This window comes from Hymenobacter sp. HD11105 (genome assembly GCF_054051685.1).
In genome coordinates this window covers 39,516-61,060 of sequence record NZ_JBSWBR010000006.1, presented here as the reverse complement: position 1 = coordinate 61,060, position 21,545 = coordinate 39,516, and the positions used below count along the sequence as shown (strand labels likewise).

The window sequence follows — 21,545 nt, the reverse complement described above, 5'->3', positions numbered from 1 at the left end:
TTTACTAATTCGCTCCAGGCTGCGTACGCAAAACCTTTCAGTGACCATCTCTCTGCCCAATATTTATGGCTATCGAATCATTTAATCCACACACTGGTCGCGTTGTGCGCCGCTTCAAGTCATTTTCTTGGACTAAAACGGAGCGTATCCTGAATCAAGCAGCGCAGGCAGCCCGCACTTGGCCTACCACCAGCTTTGCCGACCGCGCCGAACGTATGCACCGAGCAGCTGCCCTACTCCGAGAGCGCCAGGATGAGCTGGCTCGCCTGATGGCGATAGAAATGGGCAAGCCCATAACTGATGGGCGGGCCGAAGTGGAAAAGTGCGCCCTCACCTGTGATTATTACGCTGACCACGCCGAAGAATTTATGCGCGATGAGCTCATTGAAACGCCGGCCCAGCGCAGCTTTATATCCCACGAGCCGCTAGGTGTGGTACTAGCCATTATGCCCTGGAATTTTCCGTTTTGGCAAGTAGTACGTTTCGCTGCTCCTGCTTTGATGGCTGGAAACGTAGGTCTATTAAAACATGCCTCCAACGTGCCACAGTGCGCACTGGCCCTGGAGGGCATTTTTCATGATGCTGGCTTCCCCCCCGCCACCTTCCGCACGCTGCTCATCGACACCGACCTGGTTGAGAAGCTTATTGCCGACGACCGACTAAAAGCCGTTACCCTCACTGGCAGCGAGTTGGCCGGCTCTAAAGTGGCTGCTACGGCCGGAGCTCATATCAAGAAAACGGTGCTGGAGTTGGGTGGCTCCGATGCCTTTATTGTGCTAGCCGATGCCGACCTGGAACTGGCAGCCAAAACAGCTGCCCAGGCCCGCATGATCAATGCGGGACAAAGCTGCATTGCGGCCAAGCGCTTTATTGTAGAAAAGCCAGTGCTCAAAGAGTTTATCGCCCAAATGAAAACCCACTTGCAGGCTTTTCGCACCGGCGACCCGCTCGACGAAGCCACCCAGTATGGTCCCCTCGCCCGCCCCGACTTGGCCGATGAGCTAACCAAGCAAGTTGCAGAATCGGTGCGCCGGGGGGCAAAAGTGGAGTTGCAGGGCGGCCAAGATGAGCCCGGCAGGGCCTTGTTTCGCCCGATGATGCTCACAAAAGTAAAGCCCGGCCAACCGGCCTACCACGAGGAGTTTTTCGGCCCCGTAGCTATTATCCTCGAAGCCCGCGACGCCGACGATGCTATTCGCCTGGCCAACGATTCACCCTTCGGCCTGGGTGGCTCCATCTGGACCCGCGACGTGCGCCGGGGGGAGGAGTTAGCACGCCGTGTAGAAGCAGGAGCCGTTTTTGTGAACTCCATGGTGAAATCATCGCCCGAAATGCCGTTTGGCGGGGTTAAGAAATCGGGCTATGGTCGGGAGTTATCACACCTGGGTATTCGCGAGTTTGTCAATCAGAAAAGCATCTGGATTGGCGGAGAGGCGCCACTAAAGGATGGATCGAAGACTGAGTAAAACTCCTTTCCTTATTTATGTCTGGGGTAGAGGCGTGAGATTCGTGGCTTTTACCCCGGTTATAAAGCTGCTTAGCAATAACCCAAGACTCTGTAAATCAAATAGCCTGCTGTTTCGCGCAGCAACAGATGCCACCGCTTCAAAGCCCCCATATTAGGCAATATCCAATCCTGAAAACAATGAGTAGAAGTAATAGCGCGGAAATCGGTGGGAAAGGGCACGGGCCGCAGACCTACCCGCCGAAAACAACCTAGTGCCCGCCGTTGATGATAAGCGGAAGTGACCAGCACCAACGACTGTAACTGGGGGTAGCTAGTCAATAGCTGCTTGGTAAACAGCGCATTCTCGCGGGTATTGCGGCTGCGCTCTTCTATCAGAATGTGCGCAGGCGGTACACCAGCCGCTTCCAGCAATTGCGCCAGGTGACGAGCCTCACTTACCCTGCCTTGGCCCCCCAAGTCGCCCGAGCCACCACTGACGAGAATGCGCTTGATGTGGCCGGCTTGATACAAGTCTAAAGCAGCGGCCACGCGGCTCATTGCCGGCCCCGTATTAGCGCGTAGCGTGAGAGGCCGCTGACGACCATCGCCCAGGCCGGTAAGCAAGATGCCTACATCGTGCACCTGGAGCGTTGAAGCTTTTCTGGGGGGCATTTCCCAGGCTCCAAGCGTAGCCTCAGCTAAGGGAGAGTTAGTAAAAACGAGTGCTACTCCTATACCAAGCGCCAGCAGCCAATTGCGCCGCCTTGGTCGCCGCGTAGCCCAGGCGCCAGCCAGCAACAGCAGCACCCAGAATATCGGCGAGAAAATGAAAAGAAGGAGTTTGGACAGCGGAAAAAACACAGCGTGAAGCTAAAGGCCTGGTCTACTCTAGTCCACACAGCAAATGATACATGGCGCTGTCCGAAAGTTGCAGAGTTGTTGCTTAGACGGTTTATGCCTTATGGGGCATGTAATGGCGCAGGCGCGTAAGCATATCTAGCACTTCAGCTTCGAGATAAAGCGTGTCGCATTCCAACAAATGACCCTGGCAGTACGACACAAAGAAGGGCGCCGCCTTCTCTTTCATCATCTTCTGCGCTACCGGGTTCTCGTCGGAATTCAGGCGCAGGAAAAGAATCGGCGCGAACAACTCCCGATCAGCGAATTGGGCAAAGTGCGGCGCAAGTTTCTCGCAGATTTCACAGTTGGGCGAAGTGAATTTGACGAACACCTTCAGGTGCTCATGCACGAGGCGGCGCAGTCCCTCGTCGTCAGTGTCCATTACGCTAATGCGAGTAGAGTCCTTCATAACAGCAGTCAATACAATAAAGACAACCCTGAACCCAACAGCACGGCCCGCAGACAAGAAAGCCGCCCAAAAGATTCCAAAATGGCGCGGCCTTCTTACTACATAGCTATGCTTCAGCTCCTTAAACGGCCTTCAGCATCATCGTGCGGATGTACTTTACCGGGGCGCTACCGTAGCTCAGAAACTGCTCATTGAAGGTTTTGAGGTCGAATTTGCTTCCCTGCTCCTTCTTTAGCTCTTCGCGTAAATCATAGATGGCGGTGTAGCCGCTGAAGTAGCTACTAAGCTGCACTTGCGAGAGCGTAGCCCGACGCCATTTATTCGTCGTTTCATTTTCCTCTTGAAAGCCGTCGCGCTGAAGCATTTTTAGGGCGGCTTCGCGGGAAATGCCCCCCACGTGCACGTCGTGGTCGAGAATGGTGTTCAAGGTCACGCGCATGTTCCACTTGTCCCACATCAGCCAGATTTCGTCGGTATTCTGGCCGTAGCCGCTTTCCAGCATCATACGCTCGGCGTACACGGCCCAGCCTTCAATCATGGAGCCGTTGCGCAGGATGCTCTTAACCAAAGAGGGCGAGCGGTTGGCATACACAAGCTGGGTGTAGTGACCTGGAATAGCCTCATGGATGTTTAGAATCTGGAGGGTATAATCGTTGTACTCGCGTAGGTAGCTCTCGGCCTGAGCGGGCGGGAGGTTGGTCGGTGGCTCTACGTTGTAGTAGGTATTCGCCGCTTTGTCATAAGGGCCGGGGGCCGAAATGCTGGCGCCCGCGCCGCTGCCGCGCATGTACGGGGGCGTTTCGCGCACAATAAGGGGTTTGCTAGGGTCCTGAGTTAACAGCTTTTTATCATTCACAAACTGCACAAGCTGCGGAATCTGAGCTTTTACAGCCTCCACAAAACCCGCCTGTGTGGCGTGCTTCTCGGATAAACGGCTGATTACCTGATTGATCATAGCCACCGAGTCGGTGGGCATGGGTTTGCCAGCAAAGTATTTGGGCCAGAGGCGGGCAGCTCGGCGGCCCATATCTCGCAACAGGTAGGCCCGGTTGTCTTGAGCTTTCTGGTACACCTGATCGGTGGAGTAGGCCGACTGAATATCCAGGTCGAATTTGCGGTCAAACAGCTCTTTGCCCAGGCGGAAGCTGCGAAATTTGCCCCCCGCCAGCACTTCGCCGCGCAAGAATTTCAGGTAGTTCTGAATTACGAGGCGCGTAGTCGCAATGCGGTCTTGCAGCTCCTTTTTCTCGCGGGCATCTAGGCCAGAGCGCTTGATGGAATCCTGCAATGCGGGGCCAAACACCTGCAAGCCGCCTTCATTTTGCAAAATGGCCAGCTCTGTATGCTCACGAGTAGGCCGTTCAATATTGTCTTCGGCGGCGGCGTAGTAGTCGGAGGCGTGGTCTATCTTAAACGATATGGCGCGCAGCCGACGGTCGAGCGGGTGGTAGCGGCCGTTCAGAATCTCGGCTACAGACGCGCCCAGATTATAGCTGGATGGGTCCCATGACCAGCTACGCAGCGTATCAGCATAAAAGCGAGACCTATCAAGGTGGTTAAGCATCAGCTGATAATCCGTTTGATTATTCACTGACAATTCATTCACCGCAAAGCTCGCCAGGCGCTTACGCTCACGGGCCTGGGCCGCAGCCTCTACCTGTCGGCGTGCCGCCGTCGGGACAATCAGCAGCGAATCGTAACGGTGGTAACCACTGTTAGAAGCCCGACTTGGGTTATAATACCACAGCGAGTCGATAAACTGACTCTTAAAGCTGTCGAAACGGGCATCGGGCGCATCGGCGGGATTGGTAGCGGTGGTAGTGTCAGAGTTGCCGCAGCTGCTGAGCAGCACGCCAGCAGTCACAGCACCGACCGCCAGCCAGGCTTTCAGGGTAGTGGTTGAGGTCATAGAGTTAGGGAGTTGGGAAAGCAAGGTAATGGTCAGGGTTGGGGAATACTAACCCGCCACCCTAACCCCATCCCGAAGTAAATGGGTTGGGGTCCGCAGTTTCAGTTGACGCCGCAGGAAGTAGCCTTACTTAGCGCCTCAACTATGTCCTACTCAAAAGTCCCGACCAGTACAGCCATAGGCTCGAGAAAGTTGTTGGGGCTTTTTATTGGGCAGTCGAAGTAGTGTAGCTTACCTCTCCGCCCATCTCGCGGGCAATGGCTTCCAGCTCGCGCCATTCCCAGTTATCGCCCCCGCGGCGGCGAATACGCTCGGTGGGCACCCTACCCGGCGCCAAATCGCGGACCTGATACATGCGTAGCACCAGTGCCTTATCCATTACTATTCCTGTCACCCGGAAAGGATTTGCCGGTCCCTCCAACGGATAGGTTGACAGCGTAAGCAAATCCTTATCGCTGTGCTCTATGCTGTAGCCCCGCACCGCCAACACCTGCGCCAGTCGCCGCCAGGTTACTTCGGGCGTATCAGTTAGGGTCAGCACCATCGTGTCATTGTCTCTGCTAGCGGCCGGCCTCACTCTCGATGGGGCAGCAGTTTGCGCTTGCACTGCTTGAACTGATAAGAAAAATAAGCCGAGGCAGAGTAGTCGCTTCATGTCCTTAAAGTATCGATTTATTCAAGTAATCAGTCATTGTATTCATGTACTCTCAAGACGCGTATTCACGCCTAATCGTAACGGTAGTTGGTCAGTTGGGGCGGCACCAGGCGTTCAACGATTACCCGTGAGTACGAGCCTCTACCTTGTTCAGATGGTGGAGGTTCTTCGGGCTTCTTTGTATTGTTGTAACTCCAAAAAGCCCCCCAGCCATGCGCGTCCCTGCTTCCCTCCTGCTTTCCGGTTTGTTGATGGTGCTGGCGCCGCTGGCCTGCTCTCAACAAACTGCCGAAACTCCGGCTGCTACTGTACCGGCTGGTGCACCGGCTATTCCAGTGCAGTCGATGAGGCCAGCAGTTCTCGAAACTTTCGAAACGGGCAGCAAAGGCGCTTACGCGGAGGGCGATGAGGTACTGCCTTCCGGTTCCTGGCACTTCACCGACGGTCTAATCGGTGCGGCCCCTGCCGACCGCAAAAATGGGCTGCGCGCGGTGCGTCTGCGCAATAAGGGCCGCCTGCGCATGAACTTCGACGCGCCCGCCGGCACCCAATCGGTGCGCATCAGTAGTGCCACCTACGGCGACGATGCCCCTAGCACGTGGGAACTGTGGGTAAGTCAGGATGGTGGCCGCCAGTTTCAGCGCGCTGGCCAAGCCGTGCGCACCAGCGGTTCGCGCTTGACAACCAACACTTTTGCAGTAAGCCCGGGGGGCAAATTGCGCCTCGAAATTCGCAAGACTGACGCGGGCAACACCCGACTCAACCTGGATGACATTGCCTTGCTTGCCAGCCCAGCTGCCTCACAACCATCCGGCGGAGTCGTTACGTCTGCGCCCGTTCCGAATAACACAACTCCTAGCCCTACAAAATCCACGTCCCCGTCTTCAGCCTTGATGGCTGCCACCCGCGACGATAACCTGGCGCTAGGCAACCCCAGCGGGGCCACCAGTAGCCTGAGCACCCCCAACAATTACCTGATAGTAAAGCCCCAATTCACGTTGAGCTACCACGCCGGCCGCGGTATCCCAAACTGGGTAAGCTGGCACCTTAACCGCGCCTGGATGGGCAACGCCCCTCGCCAAAACGACTTCCGGCCCGACCCCGCTCTACCGCGTGATTTCTATCAAGTAACTACCAATAGCTACTCCGGTTCGGGCTTCGACCGGGGCCACAACTGCCCCTCGGCCGACCGCACCACTGAGCTGGACGACAACTCCGCAACCTTCTTGATGACTAATATGATACCCCAAGCTGCCAACAACAACCAGCGCACGTGGTCTGGGCTGGAGGAGTACAGCCGGCGGCTGGTAGAGCAGGGCAATGAAGTCTACATCATCATGGGTAGCTATGGCAAGGGCGGCACGGGTCTCAACGGCCGCGCCACCACCATCGACCAAGGTCGCGTGACGGTGCCCGCTCGCATTTGGAAGGTACTCGTTATCCTCCCCGAAGGCACCAACGACCTCCAGCGCATCGCCAACGGCCAAGCCCGTATTCTAGCCGTTGACACCCCCAACGACCAAAGCGTGAACCCCGACTGGAGCCGCTACCGCGTATCAGTTGATGCCATAGAGGACGCTGCCGGCCTGGATTTATTGAGCAAATTGCCCCCCACAGCCCAAGAAACACTCGAGGCACGCGTAGATACTGGGCCTACGCGGTAGGCGATCTGCTTGTCTTTTACGCTTAATAATGCGACGACCTATCTCGCAGATTGCTCGTCATGCCGAGCGCAGCGAAGCATATCGCGTGCTGACGAGAGGGCAGTAATCTTACTACCACGAGTGGAGGCTTCGCTACGCTCTGCATGACGGTTTGCTGTGTGGTTAAACGTATCATTCGCTTCATCACGGCTTCATGACTTGAGCTAAGATTGCTCTTGCACAACGGTTCAGCTCGGGAACCTATAGCCAATTTTCCCGTACTTTTGCCCCGAACGAACCGTTTGCGGTTTGTTCGCGCTGCTCCCTCCCTACCCTTTACTGTCCCGCCCATTTTGTACCAACCTGGTGCACTGTGGGCTTTTTATTTGCCTTGCCGCAGATTCTAAGCGGCGATTCTCTTAATTATGATACTTACCCAAACTTCTTCCGCCTCTACAGTCGCGCCGCGCGTGCATCGCATTGCCGTCAGCGCGATTTTCTTTTTGCAGGGCTTGTGCTTCGCCACTTGGGCGTCGCGTATCCCTAGTATTCAGCAGCAAATGGGCTTCTCCAACACTGAGCTGGGACTGGTACTGCTGGCGTTGCCGGTCGGGCTCATGCTTTCGCTGCCCCTGTCGGGCTGGTTGGTAGCGCGGCAGGGTAGTCGCCGGGTGGCCTTGGTTGGCGCTTTATTGTATGCTTTTACGCTACTCACGCTGGGCTTAGCGGCCAATACATTTCAATTACTAGGCTGTCTGGTAGTGTATGGGCTAGCGGCCAATATGCTCAACATTGCTATTAATACTCAGGCGGTGGGCGTAGAGGCGTTGTATAAGCGCTCCATTATGGCCTCGTTTCATGGCGTGTGGAGCACAGCCGGCTTTGTGGGTGCTGCTGTTGGCACCACCATGATTGGCTACAGTGTTGACCCGCTCCCGCACTTCGCGCTGATTTCGATTTTGATTGTGGGGGGCGTTTTGGTAGCCACGCGCCACATATTGCCGACCGATGCTAATGGCCAGCCCACCGACCAACCAATATTTGTCTTACCCGATAGATCTTTGCTCACGCTGGGCGTTATCGCCTTTTGCTCCATGATCTGCGAAGGCGCTATGTTCGACTGGAGTGGGGTGTATTTTCAAGACATCGTACGCGCCGAAAAGGCTTGGGTGGGCGCGGGCTATACCGCCTTTATGTGCACCATGGCCGCCGGGCGCTTCGTAGCCGACCGGTTTACAAGCCATTTCGGCCGCGCCCGCACCTTACAGTTGAGCGGCCTGCTCACGGCCTCGGGGCTGGTGCTGGCGGTAGCGCTGCCGCAGCTTGGCCCGGCCTTGGTAGGTTTTCTACTGGTAGGGTTTGGTGTGTCGTCGGTGGTGCCGCTGGTATACGGGGCGGCAGGGCGCTCCACGGTGATGTCGCCGGGCGTAGCCTTAGCCGCCGTTTCTACCGTCGGATTCCTGGGTTTTCTAATCGGGCCGCCGCTTATTGGCTTGGTGGCTGGGGCTACCAGCCTGCGAATTTCATTTTCAATTATTGCCTTGATGGGGCTAAGCATTGCTTTGTTGGCAGGCAAAACCAAGCTATAACTCTTAGCTCCGTCTAATTAGCAGTTGATCCCAAGAACATTGTAGCAATCAGAAAACATGAATATATGTCTCCTGATTGCTACAATGTTATTTATAATTAGCTCATGCCAATCGTTTAACGATTGCGTATCGTAAGATTACTTGGCTTGGCCGAAGAAATTGCCGGGGTTCCAGGTGGGACGTTGCGGGTCGTTGGCTACTAAGTAGCCGATTAAAAAATTGAGCTGTGCGTACTTTTTGCCCGCTTCAAAGTCAAATACACCGTTGATATCATCTTGGGGCTTGTGGTAGTATTTAGCGCGCCAAGCTTGCACTTGTTGGCTTAAGTTATTCTTGCCATCGGCCGTTTTGTTGCCATACTTCATGTGTAGCGCGGGAATGCCCTGCGCTACGAAGCTATACTGGTCGGAGCGAATGAAGCGGTTCTCAGTTGGCTCCGGGTCTGGCTCGAGGGTTAGGTTAAGCATTTGAGCAGCTTCTGTCGCTGGTCCTACCAAGGATGAGTTTTCTGCTCCCAACGCCACAACTGACAGCAAGGACGCAATGATGGTAGGCATATCGGTGTTGATGTTGGCCACCAACTGAGCTTTGGGTACCGTGGGGTTTTGGGCAAAGTAAGCCGAACCGAGCAGGCCCATTTCCTCCCCAGTTACCATCGTGATGAGAATGGAGCGGCGAGGTTTTTTCTTTAGCTGCTTGTAGGCGCTGGCAATTTCGAGTAGGCTGGCCACGCCCGTAGCATTATCGTGGGCGCCGTTGTAGAGGGAGTCGCCCTGCACGGGCGCGGCAATGCCCAGATGGTCGAGGTGAGCGCTGTGCACCACGTACTCAGAGCGTAGTTGAGGATCGGCGCCGGTGATTTTGCCCACCACATTGTAGCTCACTACGTCCTGATAACGCGAGGTTTGACTAACGCTCAGGCGCGACAGCAGCGCTACGGAGGCTGCCTTTCCATCCCGCAAAGCGGCAAAGGCACGGGTCGTATCGGTGCTGGCGCCCGCAAATAATTGCTGCAAAGTGGCGGCATTTACGGTACCTAAAAGTTGAATTTGCCCCCCAGCATAGCTGCGCGACACCGTTACTTTCCCATCATTGCCAAGCACGCTCACTACGCCCCGGCTTAAGTTGGGCACTTTGGCAGCTGGCTTGGGCAAGGCGAGCAGCACCCCTACAGCACCATGCCGCGCTGCGGTTTGCAGGATGGTGAGCATATCGGTGTTGTAGAGGCGCACGGCGTCTGGAAACTGCCTGGGCCCCTCCCGCGTCACCACCACCACTTTGCCCTTGGCATCCAGGCCAGCATAATCGTCGTAGCCCAGGCTGGGGGCGCTGATTCCATAGCCAGCAAAAACCATCGGGGCGGCTGTAACGGCCGTACGGGGTGATTCAGGATTAGGATACAACGCGAAGTCTTGGCCTTCGGTCAAGCTAGTTAGCTGTTCTGCTGCACTTTGAATCTGCATTGTCGCACCTGGCTCGGTGAAGGCGCGCCGTAGCTGTACTTGTTGGGTGTAGCCGCCATTCTCGCCTGCTGGCTCTACTCCCAGCCTTTTATATCGCCCAATCACGTAGTCAACCGCCATCTGGTAACCCGGCGTGCCTGGCAACCTTCCTTGCAGCTTATCATCGGCCAGGTACTGCACGTGTGACTTGTAGGCCTCCGCGCTGACCTTACTAAGAGCCTTTTGTACGGATTTGGGAGGGCTGGATGCTGCTGGGGATTGAGCCAACTTAATTTGGCTAACTAGCAAAAAGGCGCTGAGCAGGAAAGCGTTATATCGCATTATCAATATTTTATCAAGCTTTCAAAGAAACCATCAAACCATTGTGCAGCGCGTTGGCCAAGCATCCCGCATGCTACTGCTAGGGTATTAGTCCCAGTAAATTCCTGAGATACTTCCTACTGCTTAGTGTAACGTTTGGTGCTTTTAGGTCTCTGTTAGTACTGTTTTGAAGCCAGCCAGCTTGCCATCTTCTGTCTGGCCGAGGGCGTAAGCCTGCACCTGTGGTCCTTTTCCCACGCGGTACACCTTGGCTTCCTGCAGCTCCTGCTTCATAAACATTTGCAAGGCCTTGAACCGGTTTGCCAGTTCCACATTGCCTAGCACGCCATTATCGGCGGTATGATTGCGCAAAAACAGAGTAAGCTCCACTGTTTCGACCGGTGTATCTGCCGGCTGGCCGAGTAGTTTGAGCAAAGCGGCATTCGTGAGTTTTGCATCAGTAGCTGCATAGCTTACGGGCTCCAACGGCGCATCTGATTCGCTCATGAAGTACAAACCCTTGGTCATAGTGCGCAGTTGTTCTAGCCCCGAATCAGTAGCCGCATCAGCATTGGGGGGCGTTTTAGCGTTGCTGATTTCGTGGGCGCCTTTCGAATCGGGTGCGAGTGCAGTGCTTTGCTGATCAGTTTGGCCCGTGGGGGGCAATTTGGCGCTGATAGCCTCGGCTAGCTCCTTCATGCGGGCCTCGGCCACTTTGATCTTCGGATTGGAAAAATTCATATCCGATACCCGATTCATCGGAATCAGGTGAATGTGCGCGTGGGGCACTTCCAGACCAATAACAGCCACCCCAATGCGCTTGCAAGGCACGGCTTCGCGCACAGCTTTGGCTACACGCTGGGCAAAGTGGTGCAGAGCCGCCAGCTCGGCGGGGGGCAAATCGAAGATGTAGTCTACCTCTCGCTTCGGAATAACCAACGTATGTCCTTCAACCAACGGCGTGATATCCAGGAATGCTAGATGATCAGCATCTTCGGCAACTTTATAAGCGGGCAGTTCGCCCGACACAATGCGGGAAAAGATAGAAGGCATAACGGCTGGTTTTTGGAAGAGTTTAAACTTCGATTGGCTGTAGAGACGGGTATTGGCGTCTAATCGTTGCGAAGGTTTTTCAGGGATTTCACCGAGTGCGCTCCTACCGTGGGCCATCGGCAAGGTAGAAAAGAAGTTGAAACGCAAAGAGGCGAGGCCTCTAACGACCTCGCCTCCTTTGTTCTCTGAGACTACGTAATCCGCCGAAGCGCTTAGCGTGAAATCTCGAGAATCTCGAACTGTAGCTTGCCGGCCGGCACTGTAATTTCGGCCACGTCGCCTACGGACAGACCTAGCAGACCTTTGCCAATCGGTGACTTCACCGAAATCTTGCCTGCAGCTAGGTTGGCTTCTTCCTCGGCTACCAAAATGTAGTCAAGCACCATGTTATTCTTCAAATTTTTGAGCTTCACTTTGCTCATAATCAGCGCCTTGCTCGCGTCGATATTCGACTCATCGATCAGGCGGGCATTGCCGATAACTTCTTCTAACTTCGAGATTTTCAGTTCCAGGTGACCTTGTGCGTCCTTAGCCGCGTCGTACTCCGCGTTCTCGCTCAGGTCGCCTTTATCGCGGGCGTCGCGCAGTTGCTCGGCAGCCTCGGCCCTACCGCGGATTTTGAGGTCTTGCAGCTCGTCCTTGAGCTTTTGCAGGCCTTCGGGTGTGTAATAATTAACAGTGGCCATGACGATGGGGTGGTAAGCTAAAAAACAAGAAGAACGGTCGGCAAAGCCAACCGTTCTCCCCAACAGGTTTAAGACAAATATACGAATCTACCCCAACTTCCGCTACTTCAGCACCGGCGGCACCCGCAGAAATGCTGCAATTTTCTGGGCCAGCACCTCATTGATACGCTGGTAAGATTGGTGCGTCCAGCCTCCAATATGAGGTGAAAGCACGACTTGGGGGGCATTTTTCAGAAAGTTGAAGGTTGCTTGTTGCTCAACATTAAGCGTGGAAAGCTTCTCATTCTCTAGCACGTCGAGGGCGGCCCCGCGCACCTGCCCGCTTTGCAGGTGGCGTACCAACGCGGCGTGGTCAAGCACTTCGCCCCGCGCCGTATTCAGCAGCCAAATCGGGTTGCGAAATCCGTGCAGCACCTCATCATTTATGAAGTGATGATTGGCTGGTGAATAGGGAATGTGTACGCTGAATACCTCAGCCCGCGCTTGCACCTCTTGTAGCGTCACGAGAGTAGCGTACTGATCGGGTATACAGGTAGGGTCATGGTCGTGGGCCAGAACGGTGCAGCCAAACCCGGTGAGGCGGCGAGCAAAAGCTCGACCCATGTTTCCATACCCGAGAATGCCCACAATTTTGCCCCCCAGCTCCTCCCCCCGATTGGCTTCGCGCTGCCAAATACCTTCCCGCACTTCTTGGTTGGCCCGCGGAATATTGCGCAGCAAGCTCAGAAGCATACCAACGGCAAACTCCCCTACCGCGTCGCGGTTGCCTTCGGGTGCATTCAGCAAAGTAACTCCACTCGCCGCCAAAGCCGCTTCATTAATATTATCGACGCCAGCTCCGGCGCGGGCAATGTAGCGTAGCGCCGGCCCATGGGCCAGCAACTCAGTGGTTATGCGCACTTTACTACGCACCACCAAACCTTCATACGGGTGAGCAGCCAGTGCCGCGGGCACTTCCGCCGCGGTCAGGTCGGGCCGGTAATGCGTGGTGAGGTTGATTTCCTGAAACAGGCTTTGCCAAGAAGGATGCAGGTCGTCGACGACGAGACAGAGGGACATAATACGATGCGTTTTGTGGCTGCCCGTAGCAGCTTATGCTTCCTGTTGGTGCTGTCCTATTAACTGCGTGAGGCCGACAAACTCAGCCACTCCGAGCTGTTCGGCACGCTTATCAAAAATAGGATCAGTGGTAGCTTCGGGAGGCAAACCGAATGGCTTCAGAGCATTGCGCAGCGTTTTGCGGCGGGTTTGGAAGGCCTGCTTCACGACTCGGAAAAACAGTTTTTCGTCGCAATCCAATTTCTCCGTAGCATTACGGGTGAGGCGGATGACGGCCGACTGAACTTTGGGCGGCGGCACAAATACGTGGGGCGGCACCGCAAACAGCATTTCCACGGTGTAATACGCCTGCACCAGCACGCTCAGAATTCCGTAAGCCTTAGAGCCTGGCGGCTCAGCAATGCGCTCCGCTACTTCCTTTTGCAGCATACCTACCACTTCCCGCACCTGCTGGCGGTGAGCCAGCACCTGGAAGTAAATCTGAGTAGAGATGTTATAAGGGAAGTTACCGATGATGCTCAACGGCTTGCCCGGAAATAGCTGGCTCAGGTCCTGGCGCAGAAAGTCAGCGGAAATAATTCGCCCCCCAAGCGCCGGGTAGTTGCGCTCCAGGTACTCCACCGACTCGCGGTCAATTTCCACCACGCTGGTTTCAAATGCCGGATTCTGCAACAAATTACCCGTGAGCACGCCCATGCCCGGACCAATCTCGAGCACGTGCGCCACGCTATCGGGCAGCTGCAGGGCATCCACAATATTGCGGGCAATATTGGGGTCAGCCAAAAAATGTTGGCCGAGGTGTTTTTTGGGGCTAACCTTATCCAATGAGCAGTTTATCAATAAGAGTGAAGAATAAACGTGGCTCCATGAAAAATTGACCGAGGCAGCGGGAAATTTTCATTCCTTACTGATAACTCCTCATTAAGCACAGCGTCCTTACCTTGCGACGCCCAAAGATACGTTTGTCGTTGGGCTTCTGCCTTTCACCTCCGCCCCTCTGTTTACTATGGCCCTCGAACTCGCGTATACTTCCGCCGTGCCGACCAGCACCAACACCGTTTTTGTACTGCCCGCTGGCACCCGTGAATTGCCCCCCAGCCTGCCCACCGACTTCTCCGACGCAGCCCGCACCTACGTGCAGGAGCAACTTGCGGCCGATGCGAAGTTCATCACGCTCAACCACTTTTCTCACCACCACTATTTAATAGTAGCCTCCACCAAAGCGACGCCCGACCTAGTAGCCGAGGACTTACGCAAAGCCGGCCACAAGCTGCACGCTGCCCTAAAGACCGATAAAGTAGCTGAGCTATTTATTCAGGATCTAACGCCCGACGGTATTGGTGCCCTGCCGCTGGCCGAAGGCATTTATTTAAGTGCTTATCAGTTTTCAGGCTATAAAACTGATGACAAGTCGCGCAAAGCCGCAACTCTAGTACGCTTGACTCTGACAGGCCTTAACCTCACCGCCGAAGCTGTGCAGGAGTTAGAAGGTTTGCTGCAAGGTGTGTGCCTGGCTCGCGACTTGGTGAATGAGCCGCTAAATCGGCTTAATGCCCTACAGTTTGCTGAGCGCATGGCCGCCGCAGGCGAAGAAGTTGGCTACCATACCGACATTCTGGACCTTGCCCGCATCGAGGCCTTGCGTATGGGCGGACTACTAGCCGTGAATATGGGCAGCCCCGAGCCGCCGACCTTCACTATTATGGAGTACAAGCCCGAAGGAGCTAAAAATGAGAAGCCTTACGTGCTGGTGGGCAAAGGGGTGGTGTTCGATACGGGCGGCCTCAGCCTGAAGCCTACGCCGAACTCTATGGATATGATGAAGTGCGATATGGCAGGCGGAGCGGCCGTAACCGGCGTGCTCTATGCCTTGGCGAAAAACAAGGTTCCCGTACACGTAATTGGTCTAGTGCCGGCCACGGATAACCGACCCGGTGGCTTGGCCTTTGTACCCGGCGACGTACTCGAAATGCACAGCGGCCTTACGGTAGAAGTGCTCAACACTGATGCTGAAGGCCGCTTACTGCTGGCCGATGCGCTGAGCTTTGCCCGCAAATACGAGCCTGAGCTGGTTTTCGACATTGCCACACTGACGGGTGCTGCCGCCCGCGCCGTCGGCAAAGAGGGCCTCGTCGCGATGGGTACCGCCGGCGACGAGCGGATGCTTCAACTTAAGCAAGCCGGCCACCGCACCCACGAGCGTATCGTAGAGCTACCCTTGTGGGAAGAGTACGCCGAGCACATTAAGTCTGATATTGCCGACATAAATAACCTGGGCAAGGCGGAGGCTGGGGCCATTTCGGCCGGCAAGTTTCTTGAACGCTTCATTGAAGGCACGCCCTGGATTCACCTCGACATCGCTGGCCCGGCTTACCTCTTGGCTCCCGACAGCTACCGCGGTAAAGGCGGCACGGGCACCAGCGTACGGCTGCTGTACGACTTTTTAGTGAACTGCTAATCGGTTGTAACAATTAGTACAAAACAGAAGCTTGCTGCTCACTCTCGACCTCAAGCACTAAGCCTTATCAACTAAGCACCATTTTATGCTTCCACGCCTCGGCATTTCGGTCGGCGACCTAGCCGGTATTGGCCCCGAAATCATTTATAAAACACTGCGCGATGCACGCCTGCTCAAATACTGCACCCCGGTAGTTTACGGCACAGCTACCGTCCTCTTCGACGATTTCCCGGCCGATGAGCGAGGCGAGCCTCTGACGTTTCGCCAGGTGCGGGCCGCGGCTGATATTGCGGCCGGCAAACCTAACGCCGTGACTTGCTGGGACGATGACTTCACGCTGACGCCCGGCCAGCCCAGCGCGGCCAGCGGAGCTGCCGCACGGCAGTCATTACTAGCAGCTTGCCGCGACCTGAAAGAAGGCTTGCTTGATGGCATCGTAACGGCGCCCATCAGCAAGGAGAACACCCAGGCCGATGATTTCCGCTACCCCGGCCACACTGAGTTCCTGACCAGTTTTTTTGGCGCCCCCGAGAGCTTGATGTTCTTAGTGAGTGAAGATTTGCGCGTAGCCACCGTTACGGGTCACATCGCGCTGAAAGACGTGCCAAGTAAAGTCACCAAAGAGTTAGTAGTCAAAAAGCTACATATCCTAATCAATTCACTGCGTCAGGATTTCGGCATTCAGAAGCCGCGCGTAGCTGTACTGGGACTGAATCCGCACGCTGGCGAAAAAGGCCTGTTAGGTACTGAAGAGGCCGATATTGTGACTCCGGTGATTGAGCAGTTTTTACAGGAAGGACATTTAGTATATGGTCCATTCCCGGCCGATGGGTACTTCGGCACCCGCCAGTACAAACAGTTCGATGCCACGCTAGCCCTGTATCACGACCAGGGCCTTATTCCCTTCAAAACGCTTGCCTTTGAGCGAGGCGTCAACTTCACGGCGGGCTTGCCCATCGTGCGCACCTCTCCCGACCACGGCACAGCTTATGGCTTGGCCGGCACCTTTAAAGCCGACGAAACCTCCTTCCGCGAAGCCCTTTACTTAGCTTGCGACCTGGTGCGGCAGCGGCAAGGCGCAGTAGTAGAAAAGCGGCGGTAGCTACTAAATTATAAAAAAGCCCCCCAGCCTTAGTATAACGATCTATATTAAGGCTGGGGGCTTTTTTACAACCTGGTTATGCAATACTTGATGCCTTCTTGGTTCTCTGCTTAGTCTTTGTTCAAAAGAAGTAAGCAGTCTACAAATCAGCACAGAAACGAAACTTTCTTTCCATAACTGAAATAAAGTTTGTTCTTTTAAAATTCAGCCGTAAATTTGCAGCAGAAATCAGCGGAGCCGATTCGGCTCCGTTTTGCTTTTAGCTTGTTTCATGACGCTTCAAACTCCTGCCGACTACCGTACTGCCCTACGCCGCTTGGATGCGCTAGCCACCGCCGGAGTTGAGGGCAACGCCACGCTAGAGGCCGAGTTTCGGGAGCTGATTGTAAGTATAGACGCCTACGAAGGCAAGCTAGGGCTGCTGCCCATCCCGAATCTACCTACCTCCCTGGCTGAGATGATTGAGCTCAAGCGCCAGCAAATGCGGCTCAAACAAAAGGATCTGGCCCAACTACTAGAGGTGCCTGCCGGGCGCCTCTCGCAGATTTTGAGTGGTAAGCGGCGTGTTACGCTCGACCTGGCCAAACGCCTTTACGAGCGGCTTGGCATCCCATCTGATTTCATTCTAAAAAACGCGTAGTCCGCTCCCAACCCTGCCTCTGGCTTTATAAAACGGCGAAATCTTACTACTTTTGCCCCCTGCTATAAATCTCCCTGTGAAGAAGGATACACAATATGACCTGGGCATTGCCAAGCTAGCTTCCAAAACGCACCATTTTGCGTTTGAGTTGGGCAAGGCATTTTTTGAGCAGTTCGATCAGCAGCTTATTCAGGATGGCAACATCCACGCTGATGTGGAGCTGACCAAAACGGATTTACTGATAACTCTTGACTTTCATATTACCGGCACCGTGCGCCTCATCTGCGACCGGAGCTTGGAGGATTTTGATCAGCCCATTGATGTACGCCACCACTTGCGCGTACGCTTCGGCGACCAGAACCTAGAGTTGGACGACGACGTGCTGCAAATCACGCCCGACACCCAAACGCTACCTATTGCTCAACACTTGTTTGACTACATCGGGCTGGCCATTCCCATGAAAAAGCTGCATCCGCGCTTTCAGAATGAGCCCGATGATAATCCAGATGCCGACGCCAAGCTCATTTTCACTACCCGTCAGGACGACGATGAGGATGACGATGATTCCGACCCCCGTTGGGACGCGCTACGCAACCTGAATTGAGTTTTTGACCGTCTATTCGCTTTTTCTGCTTTTAAATTCACACTTCATTTTTATAATTTCCCATGGCACATCCTAAGCGCCGCCAGTCCTCGACCCGCCGCGACAAGCGTCGCACCCACGACAAGCTCACTCCTAAGGCAATCACGATTTGCCAAAACACCGGCGAGACTCACCTGCGCCACAAAGCCTACGTAGTAGAAGGCGACCTATACCTGCACGGTAAAGTAGCAATTAAAGACTACGCGCCCATCGCGGCGGCCGCAGCACCTACAGAAGACGAAGAATAAGTGTCTTCTTAACCGGTAGCTTCCTGCTCCCGGTCCGCCTTTCCGACTCCGTACTCCCCTTGATTTCCTGTACATGAAGATAGCCCTGGACGCAATGGGGGGCGATTTTGCCCCCCAGGCTGCCGTCGATGGCGCCGTATTGGCTGCCCAACAGCTGAACGGTGCGGCTCAGATTGTGCTCATCGGCCAGGAAGAGGCCGTGCGCCCTTTGCTCAATCAGCACGGTGACGCCGCTGCCGACCTCTTGTTTATCCCGGCCTCCCAAGTCATTGCGATGGGTGAGCACCCTGCCAAAGCTTACCAGCAAAAACAGGATTCAAGCATTGCCGTGGGCTACCGCATGTTGCACGCCGGTGAATTGGATGCTTTTTGTTCTGCTGGCAGCACAGGTGCTATGCTTGTAGGTGCCATGTTTAGCGTTAAAGCTGTGCCTGGAGTACTACGGCCTGCTATTGCCAACTTTGTTCCCAAGCTTTCGGGCGGATTTGGCGTACTGCTGGACGTAGGTGCCAACGCCGAATGCAAGCCCGAAATGCTGGAGCAGTTTGGCGAGTTGGGCTCACTCTATGCGCAGTACGTGCTGGATATTGAGCGCCCAAAAGTGGGGTTGATGAACTTGGGGGAGGAAGAAGGCAAAGGCACTACTTTGACGCAGGCTGCTCACCAACTATTGAAGATAAACCCGCACGTGCAGTTTATCGGCAATATTGAAGGACGCGACCTGTTCAATTCCAAAGCTGATGTTATAGTCTGCGATGGTTACACGGGTAATATAATCTTGAAGATGGCTGAGTCTATCTATGAGATTCTGGAGGAGAAAAAGATGCACGATCCTTTCTTCGACAACTTCAACTACGAGGCTTTTGGTGGCAGCCCTATTTTGGGCATCAACGATAATGCCATCATCGGCCACGGAGTAAGTACGCCTTTAGCCATCTGCAATATGCTCTTGCAAGGCCATAAAATGGCTCAGTCTGGCATTTCAGACCAAATAAAGAGCACCTTTAAGTCCTAGTGACCAAGTCCGGCCCTGGCCGGACTTTTTTTGCCGTCTTCGTTCGTCTTTCTCGATGAAAATAACTGCCGCCATTACCGGAGTGGGTTCCTACGTGCCCGACTACGTACTCACTAACAAGGAGTTAGAAACCTTGGTGGATACTACCGACGAGTGGATTATGAGTCGTACTGGCATTCAGGAACGGCACATTCTGAAGGGCGAGGGACAAGGCACTTCCGTGCTGGGAGTAAAAGCTGTGGAGCAATTGCTGTCCAAAACCGGCACTCGCGCCGAAGACATCGACCTGATAATTTGCGCGACTACCACTCCCGATTTGGTGTTTCCGGCTACAGCAAATATTATTTCGGCCGCTGTGGGGGCCAAAAATGCCTTTAGCTACGACATGCAAGCCGCTTGTTCCGGCTTTATGTTCGCCTTAGCTACGGGCGCCCAATTTATTCAGACCGGCACCTATAAAAAAGTGGTCATTGTGGGTGCCGACAAGATGTCAAGCATCATCGATTATACTGACCGCTCCACTTGTATTATTTTCGGCGATGGCGCCGGCGCTGTACTCCTTGAGCCTAGCACGGATGGTCTGGGCCTGCTCGATCAAAAGCTGTGCTCCGATGGTAATGGAGAGGCGTTTCTGCACCAGAAAGCAGGAGGCAGCCGCCGCCCACCCTCGGCCGAAACCGTTGCCAATCGTGAGCACTTTGTCTACCAAGAAGGTGGGACGGTGTTCAAATTCGCGGTTAAAAACATGGCTGATGTAGCAGCTCAAGTAATGGAGCGCAATCAGTTAAAGGCTGAAGACGTAGCTTGGCTGGTACCGCACCAGGCCAACAAGCGCATCATCGATGCCACGGCCCACCGCATGGGAGTCGGCCCGGAAAAAGTTATGCTCAACATTCACCGCTACGGTAATACCACAAACGGCACTATCCCTCTTTGCTTAGCCGATTACGAAAGCAAGCTACGTAAGGGCGACAACCTTGTGGTAGCTGCATTTGGTGGCGGATTCACCTGGGGGGCCTTATACCTCAAGTGGGCATACGATCCCAAAACAACTTAGCCAGTTGCTTTATAAAGGGACCGCAAGCGGAAAACCTCTATACTTGCACTTCTAAAATTTACTGACTTGAGCACGATAACGTTTGAGTAAGGTCGGGCAATAGCATCGCTAACTCGAATTTCTAGCGCCAATTCAGCAGTAACTAATTAACAATCAGCTTTTCAAAAATGGCCACTACCGCAGACTTCCGCAACGGCCTCGTCCTGAACTACAACAACGAGTTGCACGTCATCACCGAGTTTCAACACGTGAAGCCCGGTAAGGGCCCCGCTTTTGTGCGCACGAAGCTGCGCAACATCAAAACGGGTCGTGTGATCGATAACACCTTCAACGCGGGTGTAAAGGTTGAGACAGCCCGTGTGGAGCAGCGCCCCCATCAGTTCCTGTACAAAGACGAGTACGGCTTCAACTTCATGAATAAGGAAGACTTTGAGCAGGTAACACTGCCCGAAGCCATGGTTCCCTTCGCTGACTTATTGAAAGATGGACAAGAGGTAACTATCCTGTTTCACGCCGAAACAGAGCAGCCCCTCACGGCCGAACTGCCCACCACTGTGGAGCTAGTGGTAACGTACACCGAACCCGGCCTGCGCGGCGATACGGCAACCAACACGCTGAAGCCTGCAACGGTTGAAACTGGCGCTCGTATTCAGGTGCCATTATTTATCAACCAAGACGAAAAAATTCGCGTGGATACTCGCGACTATTCTTATGTCGAAAGAGTCAAATAAGTCGCCGCAGAAGCAGCCTGCTATGAAAGCCAAAGAACTACAGGAATTACTCGATTTCATCGCCAAGTCGGGGTTGAATAAAGTCAACATCGAAACCGAAGAGTTTAAGATCTCGGTGCAGCGCGAGCCCAGCTACAAGCCGGTGATCAGCTCATCAATGTCAGCTCCGGCACCTGCTCCCGCCCTTGCCTCGAATCCGGCTACACCCGCTGCTCCGGTCGCGGCTCCGGCCTCAGCCGCTCCAACCCCAACGGCCGAAGCTACGGCAGCTGCCGCTGAAGCTAACTATCAAGCCCTGAAGGCTCCGATGATTGGCACTTTCTATCGTTCTAACAGCCCCGACTCCCCTGCCTTTGTCAACGTTGGCGACTTAGTAGAAAAAGGTCAGGTTATATGCATCATTGAGGCGATGAAGCTTTTCAATGAGATTGAGGCCGAAGCTTCTGGCCGCATCGTGAAGGCGTTGGTTGAGAATTCTTCTCCCGTTGAGTACGATCAGCCTCTATTCCTGATTGAGCCAATGTAATTTGACAAGCGA

The 21,545-nt window shown here is 54.5% G+C and carries 21 protein-coding genes; 12 read left to right on the top strand and 9 right to left on the bottom strand.

Translation table 11 applies throughout. The features are described 5' to 3' along the window. The first annotated feature begins 65 nt into the window (after window positions 1-65). Window positions 66-1,466 carry an NAD-dependent succinate-semialdehyde dehydrogenase gene (locus ACW9KT_RS17050; protein ID WP_457082570.1) on the top strand — a complete coding sequence of 467 codons (1,401 nt, stop codon included), beginning with the start codon at window positions 66-68 and terminating at the stop codon, window positions 1,464-1,466. Window positions 1,467-1,537: 71 nt separating this feature from the next. On the opposite strand, the gene ACW9KT_RS17045 is transcribed toward ACW9KT_RS17050, so the two are convergent. The 4 genes from ACW9KT_RS17045 to ACW9KT_RS17030 all read right to left on the bottom strand — a co-directional run bounded on the left by ACW9KT_RS17045 (window position 1,538) and on the right by ACW9KT_RS17030 (window position 5,320). Beyond that, window positions 1,538-2,308, bottom strand: coding sequence for a YdcF family protein (locus tag ACW9KT_RS17045; RefSeq protein WP_457082568.1), 771 nt, complete (start codon window positions 2,306-2,308; stop codon window positions 1,538-1,540). Window positions 2,309-2,399: 91 nt separating this feature from the next. Then, window positions 2,400-2,756, bottom strand: a complete 357-nt coding sequence (locus tag ACW9KT_RS17040) for a thioredoxin family protein (protein ID WP_457082566.1) — start codon at window positions 2,754-2,756, stop codon at window positions 2,400-2,402. Window positions 2,757-2,877: 121 nt separating this feature from the next. Continuing rightward, on the bottom strand, window positions 2,878-4,665 hold the full coding sequence (locus ACW9KT_RS17035; RefSeq protein WP_457082564.1) for a DUF885 domain-containing protein: 1,788 nt from the start codon (window positions 4,663-4,665) through the stop codon (window positions 2,878-2,880). Window positions 4,666-4,870: 205 nt separating this feature from the next. Next, window positions 4,871-5,320, bottom strand: a complete 450-nt coding sequence (locus ACW9KT_RS17030) for a hypothetical protein (protein WP_457082562.1) — start codon at window positions 5,318-5,320, stop codon at window positions 4,871-4,873. A gap of 212 nt (window positions 5,321-5,532) precedes the next feature. Here ACW9KT_RS17030 and ACW9KT_RS17025 point away from each other — a divergent pair, with 212 nt between their 5' ends. After that, window positions 5,533-6,984: a DNA/RNA non-specific endonuclease gene (locus ACW9KT_RS17025; protein WP_457082560.1), complete on the top strand. Its 1,452-nt coding sequence runs from the start codon at window positions 5,533-5,535 to the stop codon at window positions 6,982-6,984. Between the two features lie 404 nt (window positions 6,985-7,388). Continuing rightward, window positions 7,389-8,552: an MFS transporter gene (locus tag ACW9KT_RS17020; protein ID WP_457082558.1), complete on the top strand. Its 1,164-nt coding sequence runs from the start codon at window positions 7,389-7,391 to the stop codon at window positions 8,550-8,552. Window positions 8,553-8,689: 137 nt separating this feature from the next. Here the strand turns inward: ACW9KT_RS17020 and ACW9KT_RS17015 are convergent, their stop codons facing one another. From ACW9KT_RS17015 to rsmA, 5 genes are all read right to left on the bottom strand, one after another. Next, window positions 8,690-10,195: a M28 family peptidase gene (locus tag ACW9KT_RS17015; protein WP_457082556.1), complete on the bottom strand. Its 1,506-nt coding sequence runs from the start codon at window positions 10,193-10,195 to the stop codon at window positions 8,690-8,692. 285 nt (window positions 10,196-10,480) lie between these two features. Next, window positions 10,481-11,368: a nuclease A inhibitor family protein gene (locus ACW9KT_RS17010; protein ID WP_457082554.1), complete on the bottom strand. Its 888-nt coding sequence runs from the start codon at window positions 11,366-11,368 to the stop codon at window positions 10,481-10,483. A 212-nt stretch (window positions 11,369-11,580) separates the two neighbouring features. Further along, on the bottom strand, window positions 11,581-12,054 hold the full coding sequence (greA, locus tag ACW9KT_RS17005) for a transcription elongation factor GreA (protein WP_457082552.1): 474 nt from the start codon (window positions 12,052-12,054) through the stop codon (window positions 11,581-11,583). A gap of 102 nt (window positions 12,055-12,156) precedes the next feature. Continuing rightward, window positions 12,157-13,113 carry an NAD(P)-dependent oxidoreductase gene (locus tag ACW9KT_RS17000; RefSeq protein WP_457082550.1) on the bottom strand — a complete coding sequence of 319 codons (957 nt, stop codon included), beginning with the start codon at window positions 13,111-13,113 and terminating at the stop codon, window positions 12,157-12,159. 33 nt (window positions 13,114-13,146) lie between these two features. Then, window positions 13,147-13,938, bottom strand: coding sequence for a 16S rRNA (adenine(1518)-N(6)/adenine(1519)-N(6))-dimethyltransferase RsmA (gene rsmA, locus ACW9KT_RS16995; RefSeq protein ID WP_457082548.1), 792 nt, complete (start codon window positions 13,936-13,938; stop codon window positions 13,147-13,149). Window positions 13,939-14,119: 181 nt separating this feature from the next. Between rsmA and ACW9KT_RS16990 the strand changes: the two genes are divergently transcribed. The 9 genes from ACW9KT_RS16990 to accB all read left to right on the top strand — a co-directional run bounded on the left by ACW9KT_RS16990 (window position 14,120) and on the right by accB (window position 21,533). After that, window positions 14,120-15,571 carry a leucyl aminopeptidase family protein gene (locus ACW9KT_RS16990; RefSeq protein ID WP_457082546.1) on the top strand — a complete coding sequence of 484 codons (1,452 nt, stop codon included), beginning with the start codon at window positions 14,120-14,122 and terminating at the stop codon, window positions 15,569-15,571. Window positions 15,572-15,656: 85 nt separating this feature from the next. Next, window positions 15,657-16,673, top strand: coding sequence for a 4-hydroxythreonine-4-phosphate dehydrogenase PdxA (pdxA, locus tag ACW9KT_RS16985; protein WP_457082544.1), 1,017 nt, complete (start codon window positions 15,657-15,659; stop codon window positions 16,671-16,673). Window positions 16,674-16,944: 271 nt separating this feature from the next. Further along, window positions 16,945-17,313: a helix-turn-helix domain-containing protein gene (locus tag ACW9KT_RS16980; RefSeq protein ID WP_457082542.1), complete on the top strand. Its 369-nt coding sequence runs from the start codon at window positions 16,945-16,947 to the stop codon at window positions 17,311-17,313. 76 nt (window positions 17,314-17,389) lie between these two features. Next, window positions 17,390-17,917 (top strand): YceD family protein, encoded by a 528-nt coding sequence (locus ACW9KT_RS16975; protein ID WP_457082540.1) that lies wholly within the window; start codon window positions 17,390-17,392, stop codon window positions 17,915-17,917. Between the two features lie 62 nt (window positions 17,918-17,979). Then, window positions 17,980-18,204 carry a 50S ribosomal protein L32 gene (gene rpmF / locus ACW9KT_RS16970; protein ID WP_457082538.1) on the top strand — a complete coding sequence of 75 codons (225 nt, stop codon included), beginning with the start codon at window positions 17,980-17,982 and terminating at the stop codon, window positions 18,202-18,204. Between the two features lie 73 nt (window positions 18,205-18,277). Next, window positions 18,278-19,219 carry a phosphate acyltransferase PlsX gene (plsX, locus tag ACW9KT_RS16965; protein WP_457082536.1) on the top strand — a complete coding sequence of 314 codons (942 nt, stop codon included), beginning with the start codon at window positions 18,278-18,280 and terminating at the stop codon, window positions 19,217-19,219. Between the two features lie 55 nt (window positions 19,220-19,274). Beyond that, entirely contained in the window at window positions 19,275-20,276 is a 1,002-nt protein-coding gene (locus tag ACW9KT_RS16960) for a beta-ketoacyl-ACP synthase III (RefSeq protein WP_457082534.1), read from the top strand. A 167-nt stretch (window positions 20,277-20,443) separates the two neighbouring features. Further along, the gene (efp, locus tag ACW9KT_RS16955) at window positions 20,444-21,007 is read left to right on the top strand and encodes an elongation factor P (RefSeq protein ID WP_133273208.1); all 564 of its coding nucleotides are present in this window, start codon (window positions 20,444-20,446) and stop codon (window positions 21,005-21,007) included. Between the two features lie 22 nt (window positions 21,008-21,029). Then, entirely contained in the window at window positions 21,030-21,533 is a 504-nt protein-coding gene (gene accB / locus ACW9KT_RS16950; protein ID WP_457082532.1) for an acetyl-CoA carboxylase biotin carboxyl carrier protein, read from the top strand. The last annotated feature ends 12 nt before the right edge of the window (window positions 21,534-21,545 follow it).

Coding starts and splice junctions, on each gene's coding strand:
- ACW9KT_RS17050 (WP_457082570.1), top strand. CDS start 66: ATGGCTATCGAATCATTTAATCCACACACTGGTCGCGTTGTGCGCCGC.
- ACW9KT_RS17040 (WP_457082566.1), bottom strand. CDS start 2,756: ATGAAGGACTCTACTCGCATTAGCGTAATGGACACTGACGACGAGGGA.
- ACW9KT_RS17035 (WP_457082564.1), bottom strand. CDS start 4,665: ATGACCTCAACCACTACCCTGAAAGCCTGGCTGGCGGTCGGTGCTGTG.
- ACW9KT_RS17030 (WP_457082562.1), bottom strand. CDS start 5,320: ATGAAGCGACTACTCTGCCTCGGCTTATTTTTCTTATCAGTTCAAGCA.
- ACW9KT_RS17025 (WP_457082560.1), top strand. CDS start 5,533: ATGCGCGTCCCTGCTTCCCTCCTGCTTTCCGGTTTGTTGATGGTGCTG.
- ACW9KT_RS17020 (WP_457082558.1), top strand. CDS start 7,389: ATGATACTTACCCAAACTTCTTCCGCCTCTACAGTCGCGCCGCGCGTG.
- ACW9KT_RS17010 (WP_457082554.1), bottom strand. CDS start 11,368: ATGCCTTCTATCTTTTCCCGCATTGTGTCGGGCGAACTGCCCGCTTAT.
- greA (WP_457082552.1), bottom strand. CDS start 12,054: ATGGCCACTGTTAATTATTACACACCCGAAGGCCTGCAAAAGCTCAAG.
- ACW9KT_RS17000 (WP_457082550.1), bottom strand. CDS start 13,113: ATGTCCCTCTGTCTCGTCGTCGACGACCTGCATCCTTCTTGGCAAAGC.
- ACW9KT_RS16990 (WP_457082546.1), top strand. CDS start 14,120: ATGGCCCTCGAACTCGCGTATACTTCCGCCGTGCCGACCAGCACCAAC.
- pdxA (WP_457082544.1), top strand. CDS start 15,657: ATGCTTCCACGCCTCGGCATTTCGGTCGGCGACCTAGCCGGTATTGGC.
- ACW9KT_RS16980 (WP_457082542.1), top strand. CDS start 16,945: ATGACGCTTCAAACTCCTGCCGACTACCGTACTGCCCTACGCCGCTTG.
- rpmF (WP_457082538.1), top strand. CDS start 17,980: ATGGCACATCCTAAGCGCCGCCAGTCCTCGACCCGCCGCGACAAGCGT.
- plsX (WP_457082536.1), top strand. CDS start 18,278: ATGAAGATAGCCCTGGACGCAATGGGGGGCGATTTTGCCCCCCAGGCT.
- ACW9KT_RS16960 (WP_457082534.1), top strand. CDS start 19,275: ATGAAAATAACTGCCGCCATTACCGGAGTGGGTTCCTACGTGCCCGAC.
- efp (WP_133273208.1), top strand. CDS start 20,444: ATGGCCACTACCGCAGACTTCCGCAACGGCCTCGTCCTGAACTACAAC.
- accB (WP_457082532.1), top strand. CDS start 21,030: ATGAAAGCCAAAGAACTACAGGAATTACTCGATTTCATCGCCAAGTCG.